The organism is Pseudomonas sichuanensis (assembly GCF_024749065.1).
In the GTDB taxonomy this organism is placed as follows: domain Bacteria; phylum Pseudomonadota; class Gammaproteobacteria; order Pseudomonadales; family Pseudomonadaceae; genus Aquipseudomonas; species Aquipseudomonas sichuanensis.
The window spans coordinates 4,647,664-4,662,511 of record NZ_CP087185.1 but is presented as its reverse complement, the minus strand read 5'-3'; the positions used below and the strand labels follow the sequence as shown (position 1 = coordinate 4,662,511).

The following is a 14,848-nucleotide window of genomic DNA, read 5'->3' as shown; positions in this document are numbered from 1 at the left end:
CTGACACTGATTACCGAAGACCCCATGCGTATCGAACCCCGCCCCCTGCCGTCGACCCTGCCATTCCTGGGCAACCTGCCGCCCTTGCTGACCCGCCTGTACGCCGCCCGTGGCGTGCAGTCCGAAGCCGAGCTGGACAAAGGCCTGGCCCGGCTGCTGCCGTACCAGCAGCTCAAGGGCATCGAGGCGGCGGTGGACCTGCTGGTCGAAGCCCTGGATCAGCGCCAGCGCATCCTCATCGTTGGCGACTTCGACGCCGACGGCGCCACCGCCAGCACCGTCGGTGTGCTGGGGCTGCGCCTGCTGGGCGCGGCGCATGTCGATTACCTGGTGCCCAACCGGTTCGAATACGGCTACGGCCTGACCCCCGAGATCGTCGAAGTGGCGTTGCAGCGCCAGCCGCAGCTGCTGATCACCGTGGATAACGGTATCTCCAGCGTCGAAGGCGTGGCAGCGGCCAAGGCGGCCGGGCTCAGGGTGCTGGTCACCGACCACCACCTGCCGGGCCAGCAGCTGCCCGATGCTGATGCCATCGTCAACCCGAACCAGCCAGGCTGCGCGTTCCCGAGCAAGTCGCTGGCGGGCGTGGGGGTGATCTTCTACGTGCTGATGGCCCTGCGTGCGCGCTTGCGCAGCCTCGGCCGCTACGACAGCCAGCCGCAGCCGAACATCGGTGAACTGCTCGACCTGGTCGCGCTGGGCAGCGTCGCCGACGTGGTGCCGCTGGATGCCAACAACCGCATCCTGGTGCACCAGGGCCTTGAGCGCATCCGCGCTGGCCGCGCCCGTCCCGGGCTCAAGGCGATCCTCGAGGTGGCCCGCCGCGACCATCGGCGCATCACCTCCACCGACCTGGGTTTCATCCTCGGCCCACGGCTCAACGCCGCCGGGCGTCTGGACGACATGAGCCTGGGCATCGAATGCCTGCTGTGCGATGACGCAGCGCTGGCATTGGACATGGCCCAGCAACTGGATGGCCTGAACCAGGACCGCAAGTCCATCGAGCAGGGCATGCAGCGCGAAGCCCTGGCGCAGCTCAAGGACCTGCCGGTCGAATCGATGCCCTATGGCCTGTGCCTGTTCGATGCCGATTGGCACCAAGGGGTGATCGGTATTCTGGCCTCACGCCTGAAGGAGCGTTACCACCGACCGACCATCGCTTTTGCCGACGCGGGCGAGGGCATGCTCAAGGGCTCGGCGCGTTCGGTGGCGGGGTTCCATATCCGTGATGCGCTGGATGCGGTGGCGGCGCGGCACCCGGCGTTGATCAGCAAGTTCGGTGGGCATGCCATGGCGGCGGGATTGTCGTTGCCGGCTGAGAACTTCCCGGCGTTTGCCGAGGCCTTCGATGAAGAGGTGCGGCGGCAACTGCGGGAGGAGGATCTGACCGGGCGGTTGTTGTCCGATGGCAGCTTGGCGGTCGAGGAGTTTCACCTGGACTTGGCGCGGGCTCTGCGTAATGCCGGGCCCTGGGGGCAGCACTTTCCTGAGCCGTTGTTCCATGGGGTGTTTCAGTTGGTCGAGCAGCGGGTTGTCGGTGAGCGGCACCTGAAGGTGGTGCTCAAGAGCGAGTGTGGTTCGGTGCGGTTGGATGGGATTGCCTTTGGGATTGATCGGGAGGTTTGGCCGAATCCTACGGTGCGGTGGGTGGAGTTGGCTTACAAGTTGGATGTGAATGAGTTTCGTGGGAATGAGAGTGTGCAGTTGATGATTGCTCACATGGAGGCGCGGTGACTGGCCTTGGGTTAGTTAGTTAGTTAGTTAGTTAGTTGGTTAGTTAGTTAGTTAGTTAGTTAGTTAGTTGGTTAGTTGGTTGGTTGGTTGGTTGGTTGGTTGGTTGGTTGGTTGGTTGGTTGGTTGGTTGGTTGGTTGGTTGGTTTTTGTAGTTGTATGCGCATTCGTTTGCGATGTCGACGCATAGTCACCTTTCCGCCCTTACGGCGGGTTACTTTGGTCTTGGCCAAAGTAACCAAAGCCGCTCGCTCCCATCATACGGCCCCTACGCTGCGCTTCGGGGTCCCTTCGCTCCGGCGTCCTCCGGGCCCGCGCGGCCTCCGACTTGCTGCGCAAGTCTACATCTCGCGCCTTCGGCTGCGCCGAAGGGTGCTGCGCACCAGGGCCCTCCAGACGCCTACGCTCAGCCTCCTGAAGTCGCGAAGTTAGGGGCGGCGCCTGGGCTGGCGTTAGCTGACGCTAGTTGGATGGGTTGGGAACTCAGGATTGCAATCGCTGGCAAGCCAGCTCCCACAGGTTAGTGCGAACTTTCAGCCTTGCGCGGCACCTGTGGGAGCCGGCTTGCCGGCGATAGGGCCCGAATAAACAACACATAAACAACAGCCAAACCTAGATAGCCGTATCACTGCTCTTGATCTGCTCTTGATCTGCTCTTGATCTGCTCTTGATCTGCTCTTGATCTGTTTTTGCTTTTGCTTCTAAGCGCGCAATAGTCCAGGCAACACAAATTGCGACTTCAGGAGGCCGAGTGGAGGTGACTGTAGGGCCCTGGTGCGCAGCACCCTTCGGCGCAGCCGAAGGCGCGAGATGTAGACTTGCGTAGCAAGTCGTAGGCCGCGCGGGCCCGGAAGGCACCGGAGCGAGGGGACCCCGGAGCGCAGCGCAGGGGCCGTATGATGGGAGCGGGCGGCTTTGGTTACTTTGGCCGCGGCCGGCGAGGCAAGACCAAAGTAACCCGCCGTAAGGGCGGAAAGGTGACTAAAAGTCGCCATCGCCGCCGAATGCGCATACATCTATCAAAACCAACACACTCAGCCCCGAACGCCGAACGCCGAACGCCGAACGCCGAACGCGATCTAACTCCGATAAGCCCGAACAAACACCTCAACCGCCTCCCGCACATGCACCTCCGCCTCATCCCCCGTCAGCGCCGGCGCACACCCGATCAACAACCGGTAATCCGGCGCCCCCTTCACCAGACAGAAGAACTGCTCCGCCGCCCGTAACGGATTGTCGATCCGCAGCAACCCCCGCTGGTCGATCCCGCGCAGCAGCGCCTCCATTCCCGCGACCACCCGCTTGGGCCCGGCCTCATAGAAGTAATGCCCGAACCCCGGATCCTGGCTGCTCAAGGCAATGATCAGGCGGCTGAGCTGGACCGACTCGTCCGCGCTGATCAGCGCCTGGAAGCCACGGGCGATGTTCAGCAGCACATCCATCAGCGCCGCCCCTTCCGGGTACTCGAAGATCAAATCGGGCAATTGCGCCTGGCAGGTCGCCATGACCGCCGCGCCAAACAACGTCTGCTTGTCGGTGAAGTGGCTGTAGACCGTGAGTTTCGAAACACCTGCCGCCGCAGCGACCGCATCCATGCTGGTGTTGGCATAGCCAAGGCTGAGGAACAGCGACTTGGCGGCTTGGAGGATGGCCTCGCGCTTGGCCAGATCCTTGGGCCGGCCGGGGCCGATGGGTGCGTCAGTGGGCATGTGCAATCGTTACCTGCTGGGAAAGGTGACCATCTTACCGGGTCGCGCACGATCCGGCTGTAGCGTGCGTCGCAACGTTATTATGGTTTTTCTCTTGGCAGACCGCTTCCCGGAGCGCATGTGCTGACTTAATATACTCGCCAGTATAAATATTCGATGCGCCCCTCTGCCAAAGGTCCTTCATCATGTTGCGTCGTGTGTTATCCCTCGCCTTGCCCGCTGCCCTTGTGCTGCTGGCCGCCTGCGGCCAGGAGGCCGCGCCACCTGCTGCGCCGCGCCCGGCCCTGGTGGTCCAGCCCCAGCCCGCAGGCGCGTCGGCAGACAGTTACCCCGGTGAGGTGCGTGCGCGCTTCGAGCCTGAGCTGGCGTTTCGCATCGGCGGCAAGGTGAGCAAGCGCCTGGTGGAGGAGGGGCAGCGGGTCAAGGCCGAACAGGCGCTGGCCGAACTCGATCCGCAGGACGTGCGCCTGCAACTGGAGGCCAACCGTGCCCAGGTAGCGGCTGCCGAAGCCAACCTGGCGCTGGTGCGCACCGAACGTGAACGCTACCAGAAACTGCTCGACCGCCAGATGGTCAGCCATTCCCAATTCGATAACGCCGAAAACCTCTACCGTGCCGGCCTCGCTCGCCTGAAACAGGCCAAGGCCGAATTCGAGGTGGCCGGTAACCAGGCCGAGTACGCCGTGCTGCGTGCGCCCCAGGCCGGAGTGATCGCCAAGCGCCAGGTCGAAGTCGGCCAGGTGGTGGGCGCCGGGCAAACCGTGTTCACCCTGGCCGCTGACGGCGAGCGTGAGGTGGTGATCGGCCTGCCCGAGCAACAGTTCGCCCGCTTCAGCGTCGGCCAGGCCGTCAGCGTGGAGCTGTGGTCGCACCCCAATGCTCGGTTCGACGGGCGTATCCGTGAGCTGTCGCCAGCCGCCGACCCGCGTTCGCGCACCTTTGCCGCACGTATTGCCTTCACCTCCGGCAACGCCCCGGCCGAACTCGGCCAGAGCGCGCGGGTGTTCATCGCCCACGCTGAAAACGCGCCGTTGGCGGTGCCGCTCTCGGCGGTCAGCGCCGAAGCCGGGCAGGCCTATGTGTGGCGGGTCGGCAAGGACAACCGGCTGGAGCGCGCGGCGGTTCGCCTGGGGCCTTATGGCGCCGACAGCGTGCCGGTGCTCGAGGGCCTGCAGGCCAGCGACTGGGTGGTCGCCGCCGGCGGCCATGTGCTGCGCGAAGGGCAACAGGTGCGGCCTGTGGACCGCAGCAACCGAGACGTGAACCTGACGGCCAAGGAGTAAGTCCCGATGGGTTTCAACCTTTCCGCCTGGGCGCTGCGCAATCGCCAGATCGTACTGTTCCTGATGATCCTGCTGGCGGCTATTGGCGCCATGTCCTACACCAAGCTCGGGCAGAGCGAAGATCCGCCCTTCACCTTCAAGGCCATGGTCATCCGCACCTTGTGGCCGGGGGCGACTGCCGAAGAAGTGTCGCGCCAGGTCACCGAGCGCATCGAGAAGAAGCTGATGGAGACCGGCGAGTACGAGAAGATCGTCTCGTTCTCCCGGCCAGGTGAGTCCCAGGTCACCTTCATGGCCCGCGATTCGCTGCACTCCAAGGACATCCCCGAGCTGTGGTACCAGATCCGCAAAAAAGTCGCGGACATCAAGCACACCCTGCCGCCCGAGGCCCAGGGGCCGTTCTTCAACGATGAGTTCGGCACCACCTTCGGCAACATCTACGCGCTGACCGGTGAGGGCTTCGACTACGCGGTGCTCAAGGACTACGCCGACCGTATCCAGATCCAGCTGCAGCGGGTGAAGGATGTCGGCAAGGTCGAGCTGATCGGCCTGCAGGACGAGAAAATCTGGATCGAGCTGTCCAACGTCAAGCTGGCCACCCTGGGTGTGCCGCTGGCCGCGGTGCAGCAGGCACTGCGCGAGCAGAACGCGGTGAGTACCGCCGGCTTCTTCGAGACCCCCAGCGAGCGCCTGCAACTGCGGGTCAGCGGGCGTTTCGACAGTGTCGAGCAGATCCGCCAGTTCCCCATCCGCGTGGGCGACCGCACCTTCCGCATCGGTGACGTCGCCGAGGTTCAGCGTGGCTTCAACGACCCGCCCGCGCCGCGCATGCGCTTCATGGGCGAGGACGCCATCGGCCTTGCCGTGTCGATGAAGGACGGCGGTGACATCCTGGTGCTGGGCAAGGCCCTGGAGGGCGAGTTCGCCCGCCTGGCCGAAGGGCTGCCGGCAGGCATGCAGTTGCGCAAGGTGTCCGACCAGCCGGCGGCGGTGAAAGCCGGCGTCGGCGAGTTCGTCCAGGTGCTGGTCGAGGCGCTGGCCATCGTCCTGCTGGTGAGCTTCTTCTCCCTGGGCCTGCGCACCGGGCTGGTGGTGGCCCTGGCGATCCCGCTGGTGCTGGCCATGACCTTCGCCCTGATGCACTACTTCGGCATCGGCCTGCATAAGATTTCGCTGGGCGCGCTGGTGCTGGCGCTGGGCCTGCTGGTGGACGACGCGATCATTGCCGTGGAGATGATGGCGATCAAGATGGAGCAGGGCTACGACCGGCTCAAGGCGGCCAGTTACGCCTGGACCAGCACGGCCTTCCCGATGCTCACCGGCACCCTGATCACGGCAGCGGGCTTCCTGCCGATCGCCACGGCGGCGTCGAGCACCGGCGAGTACACCCGCTCGATCTTCCAGGTGGTGACCATCGCCCTGCTGACCTCGTGGGTAGCGGCGGTGGTGTTCGTGCCGTACCTGGGCGAACGCCTGCTGCCGGACCTGGCCAAGCTGCATGCGGCGCGCCATGGCAGCGACGGGCATGCGCCCGACCCCTACGCCACGCCGTTCTACCAGCGCGTGCGGCGGGTGGTGGAGTGGTGCGTGCGGCGGCGCAAGACAGTCATATTGCTGACCATCGCGGCATTCGTCGGCAGCATCCTGCTGTTCCGCTTCGTGCCCCAGCAGTTCTTCCCGGCCTCCGGCCGGCCAGAGCTGATGGTCGACCTGAAGCTGGCCGAAGGTGCTTCGCTGAACAACACCGCCGAGCGGGTCAAACAGCTGGAAGCGCTGCTCAAGCAGCAGGACGGCATCGACAACTATGTGGCCTATGTCGGCACCGGCTCGCCACGCTTCTACCTGCCCCTGGACCAGCAACTGCCGGCCGCGAGCTTCGCCCAGTTCGTGGTGCTGGCCAAATCGCTGGAAGACCGTGAGCGCCTGCGCAGCTGGCTGATCGCAACCCTCGATGAGCAATTCCCCGACCTGCGCTCGCGGGTCACCCGCCTTGAGAACGGCCCGCCCGTGGGCTACCCGGTGCAGTTCCGCATCACCGGCGAGCACATCGAGAAGGTCCGTGCCCTGGCCCGCGAGGTGGCGGCCAAGGTGCGCGAGAACCCCCATGTGGTCAACGTCCACCTGGACTGGGAGGAGCCGAGCAAGGCGGTGTACCTGGACATCGACCAGGACCGCGCCCGCGCCCTGGGGGTGAGCACCGCGCACTTGTCGAGTTTCCTGCAGAGTTCGCTGACCGGCAGCACCGTCAGCCAGTACCGTGAAGACAATGAACTGATCGAGATCCTCTTGCGCGGCACCCCTGAAGAACGCCGTGAGTTGGGCAACCTCGGCAGCCTGGCGCTGCCCACCGACAACGGTCCGAGTGTGGCGCTGTCGCAGGTGGCCACGCTGGAATATGGCTTCGAGGAAGGCATCATCTGGCACCGCAATCGCCTGCCGACGGTGACCGTGCGTGCCGACATCTACGACAAGGAACAGCCGGCCACGCTGGTGAAACAGATCCAGCCGAGCCTGCAGCAGATCAAGGCGGAACTGCCGGACGGCTATCTGCTGGAAGTCGGCGGCACGGTGGAGGACTCCGAGCGTGGCCAGCGTTCGGTGAATGCCGGCATGCCGCTGTTCATCGTGGTGGTGTTGAGCCTGTTGATGATCCAACTGCGCAGCTTCTCGCGGATGTTCATGGTGTTCCTCACCGCGCCTTTGGGGCTGATCGGCGTGACCTTGTTCCTGCTGGTGTTCCGCCAGCCGTTCGGTTTCGTCGCGATGCTCGGCACCATCGCCCTGGCGGGCATGATCATGCGCAACTCGGTGATCCTGGTGGACCAGATCGAGCAGGACATCGCTGCCGGGATGGAGCGCTGGCAGGCGATCATCGAGGCCACGGTGCGGCGCTTCCGGCCGATCGTGCTGACCGCGCTGGCGGCGGTGCTGGCGATGATTCCGTTGTCGCGCAGTGTGTTCTACGGGCCGATGGCGGTGGCGATCATGGGTGGTTTGATCGTGGCCACGGTACTGACGCTACTGTTCCTGCCGGCGTTGTATGCGGCGTGGTTCAGGGTGAGGAAGGAATGAGTCACGCACCCTGTGGGAGCGGCTTTAGCCGCGAAGCAGACGACGCGGTGAATGGCACCGGCTATGCCGGTGTTCGCGGCTAAAGCCGCTCCCACAGGCGAGTGTGTCCCCCTGTAGGAGCGGCCTTGTGCCGCGAACGGGCTGCGCAGCAGCCCTGAGGGTCTCAAAGCAGAATCACAGCGCGCCGAACACCTTCTTGGCCAGGCTGGTAGCAGCCCCGGCCGGGTTCTGGCGAATGCTTTCTTCCTGTTTGCCGATCATTTCGAACAGACCGTCCAGCGCCTTCTCGGTCACGTAGTTCTCGATGTTGGCGTCATCCTTGATCAGCCCCAGGCCCTTGGCCTGCCCGGCGAAGCTGTTGTACTGCTGGGCCAGGCCGACCTTGTCGGTGGCCTGCTTGACGATCGGCAGGAACTTGGCGCGGATCTGCTCGCGGCTGCTCTTGTTCAGGTACTGGGTAGCCGAGTCCTGACCACCGCTGAGGATGCCCTTGGCATCGGTCACGGTCATCTTCTTCACCGCATCCACGAGGATCGCCTGGGCCTGTGGCACGGCCGCTTCGGCAGCCTTGTTCATGCCGGCTTCCAGGGCTTCCACCTGATCACCCTTGCCGAACATCTTCATGGCCTTGGCGGCCTTGCCGAGGTTGCCTGGCAGCTCGATGCGCACGTCGGGGTTGTTGCTGAAGCCGCCTGGGGTGCTCAGTTGCTTGACAGCGATCTGCGTGCCTTGGGTGAGGGCGTCCTTCAGGCCGCCGCTGGCGTCACTTTGCGACAGGTCGCCCAGCGACAGGGCCATGGCACTGGCCGAAAGCAGCACGCCGGCACACAGGGTGGTGAAGCGCAGGGAGGTGCGGATCATGGATATTTCCTTATGGGCAATGTGGGGCGGGGGCTCAGCGGACCGGGTCGACCTTGATCCGCACCGGCTGCTGGTCGCTGCCGTCGAGCATCACGCCGTGGTGCTCGGTGTTGATGAACAGCAGCTTGCCGTCCAGTTCGATGCGCGCACTCACCGCGTAGCGGTGGCCGGGCTTGATCTGGGCTGGGTCGTAGGTCAGGTGGAAGGGCAGCGGCACGTTGCCTTTGACCGGGCCATTCTGGCTGGCCAGGGTGACCGCCGGTGCGTCCATCAGCGACACGTCCTGCAGGGCCACGTTCAGGGTGGCGGCGGGCGGCAGGGCGATGCGCTGCAGGTAGAAGACTTCGCCATCGAGGCTGGCGTGGTTCGACGGGGTGTTGCTGGAGCACGCTGCAAGCAGGGTGGCGCAGCACAGGGTGAAGAGTTTTTTCATGGTATCTCCGGTGTACATGGCGCTGGCTTGTGGCCAACACCGGGGACTTTAGCGGATTTTTGCCTGGGATGCGGCTTTCGGTATGGAGGCGCTGTGCGCCCCATCGCCGGCAAGCCGGGTCCCACAGAGGGTGATGACTCCTGTGGGAGCCGGCTTGCCGGCGATGGGCTGCGCAGCGGCCCTGGGCGCACCAAGGCCAGTTCACTCGGAGGGCGCAGGCTCCGCTGTTTCATCGCGGTGCAGCGCCACCTGACGAATCGACAAACGCAACTCCGCCGACAGCACACGCTTGGCCACGCCTTCGGCCAGTTCGGCCAGTTTGTCGTGGTAACCCAGCTTGCCGTTGCTGTCGGGGCGTAGCACCCCTTCGCGCACCAAGGTCTGGATAAAGTGGCGGAACAGGGTCTTGTCGAAGAACTCCGGAGCGTTGAGCCCATGCAGGATCGACAGGCGCTGGGCCATCATCACGCAAAGCTCCTCCAGTTCTTCGGCAGTCAGTGTGTGCTGCCCGCTGTTGAGCAGCAACGAGGTGGCCATGTAGAAGCGCTGCAGGGTCTGGGTGATGGTGCGCGCCAGCAGCGTCAGCAGCACGAACTGCCGCGAGCTGGGGGCTGGGCGCAGGTACACGCCGTTCTCGAAGCGCAGCAGGCCTTGCTCGACCAGCGCCGCCAGCCACTGGTCGATGACCTCGTCCAGTTGCTCGGGCGCCCAACGCAGGAACAGCTCGGCCTGCAGGTACGGGTACAACGCCTTCACGTACTGCCCAACCAGCTCGCGGCTCATGCGCGAGCTGCTGAGGAAGAAGCTCGCCAGCAGCGCTGGCAGGGCGAAGATGTGCAGGACGTTGTTGCGGTAGTAGGTCATCAGCACCGCGTTGGCTTCGTCCAGATACAGGATGTGGCCCAGCGCGTCCTTCTGCTCGGCCAGCAGGTCCATGCCCAGCACATGCTTGATCAGCGCATTGCCGTCGCCCTCGGGCAAGGTGGTGTGGGGCGAGTAGGGCACCTGGCGCAGTAAGGCCAGGTACAGGTCGAGCACACGGGTCAGGGCGCGCTCATCGAGGGCCATGCGGCTGGTCGACAGCAGTGCCAGGGCTACAAGGTTGACCGGGTTGACCGCCGCCGCTTCGTTGAGGTGTCGGGCCACGGTTTCGCCCAGGCGCGTGGTGGTGTCGTTGAGCCAGTCCGGGCGGAACTGCGGGGCCAGTGACTGCTCGCGCCAACCGGGCTGCTGCTGGTCGAGGAAACCGGCCAGGCGGATCGGTTCGCCGAAGTTGACGTACACCTGGCCAAAGCGCTGCCTGAGGGCACCGAAGACCTTGAAGATGTCGAAGATCGACTCTTTCTTTTTGCTCGCGCCACGCAGTTCACCCAGGTAGGTGCGGCCTTCCAGCACCCGCTCATAGCCGATGTACACCGGCACGAACACGATCGGCGTACGCGACGAGCGCAGGAAACTGCGCAGGGTGATCGCCAGCATGCCGGTGCGTGGCTGCAGCATGCGGCCGGTGCGCGAACGCCCGCCCTCGACGAAATACTCCACCGGGAAACCCTTGGTGAACAGGGTGTGCAGGTATTCGTTGAATACCGCGGTGTACAGCGGGTTGCCCTTGAAGGTGCGGCGCATGAAGAAGGCACCGCCGCGGCGCAGCAGGCCGCCGATCACCGGCATGTTGAGGTTGATGCCGGCGGCGATGTGCGGTGGTGTCAGGCCATTGCGGAACAGCAGGTAGGACAGCAGCAGGTAGTCGATGTGGCTGCGGTGGCAGGGCACGTAGATCACTTCGTGGCCCGGGGCGATGCCCTGCACCTGCTCGATGTGGTTGACCTTGATGCCGTCGTAGATCTTGTTCCAGAACCAGCTGAGCACCACTTCGAGGAAGCGGATCGCGGTGTAGGTGTAGTCCGAGGCGATTTCGTTGCCGTAGTGCAGTGCCTTGGCCTCTGCCTTGGCGTAGGGGATCTTCTCGCGCTCGGCTTCGTCGCTGATGGCCTGGCGCACCAGTGGGTCGTGCACCAGGCCCTTGACCAGGTTGCGACGGTGCGAGATGTCCGGGCCGATCACCGCGGTCTTGAGATTGCGAAAGTGCACGCGCATCAGCCGTTGGGCCATGCGTACGGTGCGCTCATGGCCTTTGTTGTGGCCCACCAGCTCGCGCAGGTGGATAGGCGCGGAGAACTGCACCCGGGTCTTGCGCCCCAGAATGAGGATGCTCAGCAGCCGGCGCAGGCGCCCGGTGACCGCCCAGCTATCGGCGAACAGCAGTTTCCAGGGGCTCGACTCGCTGGACGGGGTCTGGCCCCAGAACACGCTGACCGGGATGATCTGCGCGTCCTCCTCGGCATGCTGGCTGATCGCCGCGACCAGGCGCTCCAGGGTCGGTGGCGCGCCACGTTTGTCGTGGCGGCCGAGCCAGTCCGGGTCGGGGGTCAGGTAGAAGAACCCGGCAGGCTCCTGCAGCGGGCCGACCGCCACCGGCAAGACCGGGCGTGGCAGCCCCGCTTTGGTGCATTCGTGGTCGATCACGGCCAGGTCGGTCAGCGAGGGCGAGGGCAGGGCGTAGAACACCGGGCGGCTGCGGTCGAGCTTGAGGGTCAGCGAAGACTGGTTGATGGTCTCGGAGCGCACCCATAGGTACAGCACGCGGCGCAGGGCGCCGAAGATCAGGCGGCGCAGGGGGGAACGGGTCATGGGGTAGGTGCCCTGGGTGAGATGTTTCGGTGTTTTTCAGGACGTTAGTCTGCCGTATCTGCGTAAGTTCAGCAAAAATCGGCAAAAATCAGGGCTGTAATGAATTTTTTTTGTTCCCTGTCATATACTCGGCCTGCCGCTTGCTTACTATTTGAGCAAGCTGCGACGGCAGGGGCGGTGAGCCCATGCCAGCAAGGCGATCTTCAAAATAAAAATCCGGAGTAGTGCAGATGTCGTCTCGTGAGACTGGGAATGTGAAGTGGTTCAACGATGCCAAAGGTTATGGCTTCATTCAGCGCGACGGTGGTGCGGATGTGTTCGTCCACTATCGGGCTATCCGCGGTGAGGGGCATCGCACCCTGGTCGAAGGGCAGCAGGTGGAGTACGCACTCGTGCAGGGCCAGAAAGGCCTGCAGGCTGAAGACGTCGTCGGTCTCTGACCGCCGCCGCAAGCGGTAAGCTTCAAGCTGCAAGCTGTCCGTGGAGCTTGCAGCCTGATGCGATCGAACTAGAAGCTTGCAACTCGTAGCTTGCAGCTTCAGTGTGTGCGCCAGGTGATTTCCTCTTCACCGTCGGCGCTGATGCGGATCCAGCGATCGGCATCTTCTTCCCCTTGTTCCTCTGTCCAGCTACCTGGTGCACAACGTACTTCGACGTTGAGCGCGGCGAATGCCGCGTGGGCGCAGGCGATGTCATCGGCCCATGGGGTCTGGTCGCTTTCCAGCAGCAGGCTGTTCCATTTCCCCACAGCCTTCGGTAACCAGGTGACCGGAATGTTACCGGCCATGCACTTGAAGGTCTGGCCTTTCTGCTTCCATTCGCTGCACGGGCCCAAGGCCTCGGCCAGCCAGGCGGCGATCTGCTTGTGATCGACGTCGGCGTCCTTCAGGTAAATCTCGATATCGGGTTGGCGCATAAGGGGCTCCGGGGTGTGCTCAGGCTTGGCGCACGAAATAGTCATAACGCATGGAAACCGTGACCTCGAACGGCTCGGGCTGGTCGATCACCTTGGCGCGTTTCTCGGCGCTGGCGCGCCAGCCGTGCGGGGTCATGGCCAGCAGGTCGGCGCGGGCCTGGGGTTCGGCCAGGCTCAGGCGGAACTCGAGTACTTCGCCATGGGCGTGGGCCATGCCCTCGGGGACCAGGGCCAGGTGCTTGTCATCGGCGTAGGGGCGCACTTCATCGTAGAGCACCTCGCGCAGTTCCATCAGGTGGCCGCTGGTCGGGCCGACCCGCATCAGGCCGCCGCCGGGGGCCAGCAGGCGCCGAGCCTCGTCCCAGTCGAGCGGGCTGAACACGCTGGCGATGAAGCCGCAGCTGGCGTCCTGCAGGGGCACGCGGGCCATGCTGGCGACCATCCAGGTGACTTGCGGGGCACGCCGGCAGGCACGCTTGACCGCCTCGCGTGAGATGTCCAGGGCGTAACCCTCGGCCTGTGGCAGCGCCTCGGCCAGCAGGGCGGTGTAGTAACCCTCGCCGCAGCCGATGTCCAGCCAGGTGCCTGGCTGGCGCTCGGCGGCCAGTTGCGCCAGGCGGCGGGCCACCGGTGCATAGTGGCCGGCGTCGAGGAAGCCGCGGCGGGCTTCGACCATGGCCTGGTTGTCGCCGGGGTCGCGACTGTTCTTGTGCTGCACCGGCAGCAGGTTCAGGTAGCCCTGGCGGGCACGGTCGAAACGGTGGCCGGCGGGGCAGGCCACGCCGTTGTCGAGCCGCGCCAGGGGCGCCTGGCAGAGTGGGCAGGCGAGCATCAGGCGAGCAACCGCACCAGGGTCTGGTAGTAGATCTCGGTCAGCAGCTCGAGGTCGCTGGCCAGGATGCGCTCGTCCACCTGGTGAATGGTGGCGTTGACCGGGCCGAGCTCGACCACCTGGGTGCCCATGGTGGCGATGAAGCGGCCATCGGAGGTGCCACCGCTGGTGGACGGCTGGGTTTCGCGGCCGGTGACCGTCTTGATGCTCGAAGCGACCGCGTCGAGCAACTCGCCCGGCTCGGTGAGGAACGGCAGGCCTGACAGCGCCCAGTCGATCGACCACTCCAGCTGATGCTTGTCGAGGATCGCCGCGACCCGCTGTTGCAGGCCTTCGACGGTCGACTCGGTGGAGAAACGGAAGTTGAACAGCGCGGTCAGCTCGCCCGGCACCACGTTGGTGGCACCGGTGCCCGAGTTGAGGTTGGAGATCTGGAAGCTGGTCGGCGGGAAGAACGCGTTGCCCTCGTCCCAGTGCTCTGCGGCCAGTTCCGCCAGGGCCGGTGCGGCCAGGTGGATCGGATTGCGCGCCAGGTGCGGGTAGGCCACGTGGCCTTGCTTGCCGCGGATGGTCAGCTTGGCGCCGAGGGAGCCACGGCGGCCGTTCTTGACCACATCGCCGAGCAGGGTGGTGCTCGACGGTTCGCCGACGATGCACCAGTCCAGGCGCTCGTTGCGCGCCTTGAGCAGCTCGACCACGGCCTTGGTGCCGTGGTGCGCCGGGCCTTCTTCGTCGCTGGTGATCAGGAAGGCGACCTTGCCACGGTGGTTCGGGTAGTCCTGCACGAAGCGTTCGCTGGCCACCACCATCGAGGCCAGGCTGCCTTTCATGTCGGCGGCGCCACGGCCGCAGAGCATGCCGTCGGCATCGATCAGCGCCTCGAACGGCTCATGCTGCCATTGCTGCACCGGGCCGGTAGGCACTACGTCGGTGTGGCCGGCGAAGCACAGCACCGGGCCGTCCTGGGTACCGTGGGTGGCCCAGAAATTGTCGACGTCCTCGAAGCGCATGGGCTCGAGCATGAAGCCGACGGCGCCCAGGCGGTTCATCATTTGCGTCTGGCAGTCGGCGTCGACCGGGGTGACCGATGGGCGGCGGATCAGGTCGCAGGCCAGTTGAAGGGTGGGCGAGAGCTCGGCGGGGGCCGTCATGGGGGAACTCCGAAGGCAAGGCAAGGCGGGCATTGAGGGGCGATAGTCTAAAGCAAAAAGCGTCGGATCTGTGGGACGGCTGGGAACCGGAGCTTGGGAAAAGATGACGCTCCGGCAGGAGATTTCTCAAAGTCGCTGGGAAATTGCCAGTGATGTGGCCAAGAGCCGG

11 protein-coding genes are annotated in these 14,848 nt (G+C 64.8%); 4 read left to right on the top strand and 7 right to left on the bottom strand.

Annotated elements, in window-relative coordinates:
• The first annotated feature begins 24 nt into the window (after positions 1–24).
• Positions 25–1,734 carry a single-stranded-DNA-specific exonuclease RecJ gene (gene recJ / locus LOY51_RS21115; protein WP_125465239.1) on the top strand — a complete coding sequence of 570 codons (1,710 nt, stop codon included), beginning with the start codon at positions 25–27 and terminating at the stop codon, positions 1,732–1,734.
• Positions 1,735–2,810: 1,076 nt separating this feature from the next.
• Here the strand turns inward: recJ and LOY51_RS21105 are convergent.
• The gene (locus LOY51_RS21105; protein WP_110992449.1) at positions 2,811–3,440 is read right to left on the bottom strand and encodes a TetR/AcrR family transcriptional regulator; all 630 of its coding nucleotides are present in this window, start codon (positions 3,438–3,440) and stop codon (positions 2,811–2,813) included.
• A 185-nt stretch (positions 3,441–3,625) separates the two neighbouring features.
• Here LOY51_RS21105 and LOY51_RS21100 point away from each other — a divergent pair, with 185 nt between their 5' ends.
• Positions 3,626–4,723, top strand: coding sequence for an efflux RND transporter periplasmic adaptor subunit (locus LOY51_RS21100; protein ID WP_125859938.1), 1,098 nt, complete (start codon positions 3,626–3,628; stop codon positions 4,721–4,723).
• Between the two features lie 6 nt (positions 4,724–4,729).
• On the top strand, positions 4,730–7,795 hold the full coding sequence (locus tag LOY51_RS21095) for an efflux RND transporter permease subunit (RefSeq protein WP_258642912.1): 3,066 nt from the start codon (positions 4,730–4,732) through the stop codon (positions 7,793–7,795).
• A 174-nt stretch (positions 7,796–7,969) separates the two neighbouring features.
• Here the strand turns inward: LOY51_RS21095 and LOY51_RS21090 are convergent, their stop codons facing one another.
• The 3 genes from LOY51_RS21090 to plsB all read right to left on the bottom strand — a co-directional run bounded on the left by LOY51_RS21090 (position 7,970) and on the right by plsB (position 11,780).
• A complete protein-coding gene (locus tag LOY51_RS21090) occupies positions 7,970–8,656 on the bottom strand; it encodes a DUF4197 domain-containing protein (RefSeq protein WP_125465235.1) in 687 nt (228 codons plus the stop codon).
• A 34-nt stretch (positions 8,657–8,690) separates the two neighbouring features.
• The gene (locus LOY51_RS21085; protein WP_110992445.1) at positions 8,691–9,089 is read right to left on the bottom strand and encodes a YbaY family lipoprotein; all 399 of its coding nucleotides are present in this window, start codon (positions 9,087–9,089) and stop codon (positions 8,691–8,693) included.
• 201 nt (positions 9,090–9,290) lie between these two features.
• Complete coding sequence (gene plsB / locus LOY51_RS21080) at positions 9,291–11,780, bottom strand: glycerol-3-phosphate 1-O-acyltransferase PlsB (RefSeq protein ID WP_258642909.1); 2,490 nt, start codon at positions 11,778–11,780, stop codon at positions 9,291–9,293.
• A gap of 230 nt (positions 11,781–12,010) precedes the next feature.
• Between plsB and LOY51_RS21075 the strand changes: the two genes are divergently transcribed.
• Positions 12,011–12,220 carry a cold-shock protein gene (locus LOY51_RS21075; RefSeq protein WP_110992443.1) on the top strand — a complete coding sequence of 70 codons (210 nt, stop codon included), beginning with the start codon at positions 12,011–12,013 and terminating at the stop codon, positions 12,218–12,220.
• A gap of 98 nt (positions 12,221–12,318) precedes the next feature.
• Here the strand turns inward: LOY51_RS21075 and LOY51_RS21070 are convergent, their stop codons facing one another.
• From LOY51_RS21070 to dapE, 3 genes are read right to left on the bottom strand one after another with little or no spacing between them, the layout of a single operon-like run.
• Positions 12,319–12,696, bottom strand: coding sequence for a hypothetical protein (locus tag LOY51_RS21070; RefSeq protein WP_125465232.1), 378 nt, complete (start codon positions 12,694–12,696; stop codon positions 12,319–12,321).
• A gap of 19 nt (positions 12,697–12,715) precedes the next feature.
• Positions 12,716–13,528, bottom strand: coding sequence for a putative RNA methyltransferase (locus LOY51_RS21065; RefSeq protein WP_125859932.1), 813 nt, complete (start codon positions 13,526–13,528; stop codon positions 12,716–12,718).
• On the bottom strand, positions 13,528–14,679 hold the full coding sequence (dapE, locus tag LOY51_RS21060; RefSeq protein ID WP_258642906.1) for a succinyl-diaminopimelate desuccinylase: 1,152 nt from the start codon (positions 14,677–14,679) through the stop codon (positions 13,528–13,530). Before dapE ends, LOY51_RS21065 begins: the two co-directional genes overlap by 1 nt.
• Between the last annotated feature and the right edge of the window lie 169 nt (positions 14,680–14,848).

Bases quoted from the DNA above. Each gene is read 5' to 3' on its own strand.
- recJ (WP_125465239.1), top strand. From the start codon at position 25: ATGCGTATCGAACCCCGCCCCCTGCCGTCGACCCTGCCATTCCTGGGC.
- LOY51_RS21105 (WP_110992449.1), bottom strand. From the start codon at position 3,440: ATGCCCACTGACGCACCCATCGGCCCCGGCCGGCCCAAGGATCTGGCC.
- LOY51_RS21100 (WP_125859938.1), top strand. From the start codon at position 3,626: ATGTTGCGTCGTGTGTTATCCCTCGCCTTGCCCGCTGCCCTTGTGCTG.
- LOY51_RS21095 (WP_258642912.1), top strand. From the start codon at position 4,730: ATGGGTTTCAACCTTTCCGCCTGGGCGCTGCGCAATCGCCAGATCGTA.
- LOY51_RS21090 (WP_125465235.1), bottom strand. From the start codon at position 8,656: ATGATCCGCACCTCCCTGCGCTTCACCACCCTGTGTGCCGGCGTGCTG.
- LOY51_RS21085 (WP_110992445.1), bottom strand. From the start codon at position 9,089: ATGAAAAAACTCTTCACCCTGTGCTGCGCCACCCTGCTTGCAGCGTGC.
- plsB (WP_258642909.1), bottom strand. From the start codon at position 11,780: ATGACCCGTTCCCCCCTGCGCCGCCTGATCTTCGGCGCCCTGCGCCGC.
- LOY51_RS21075 (WP_110992443.1), top strand. From the start codon at position 12,011: ATGTCGTCTCGTGAGACTGGGAATGTGAAGTGGTTCAACGATGCCAAA.
- LOY51_RS21070 (WP_125465232.1), bottom strand. From the start codon at position 12,696: ATGCGCCAACCCGATATCGAGATTTACCTGAAGGACGCCGACGTCGAT.
- LOY51_RS21065 (WP_125859932.1), bottom strand. From the start codon at position 13,528: ATGCTCGCCTGCCCACTCTGCCAGGCGCCCCTGGCGCGGCTCGACAAC.
- dapE (WP_258642906.1), bottom strand. From the start codon at position 14,679: ATGACGGCCCCCGCCGAGCTCTCGCCCACCCTTCAACTGGCCTGCGAC.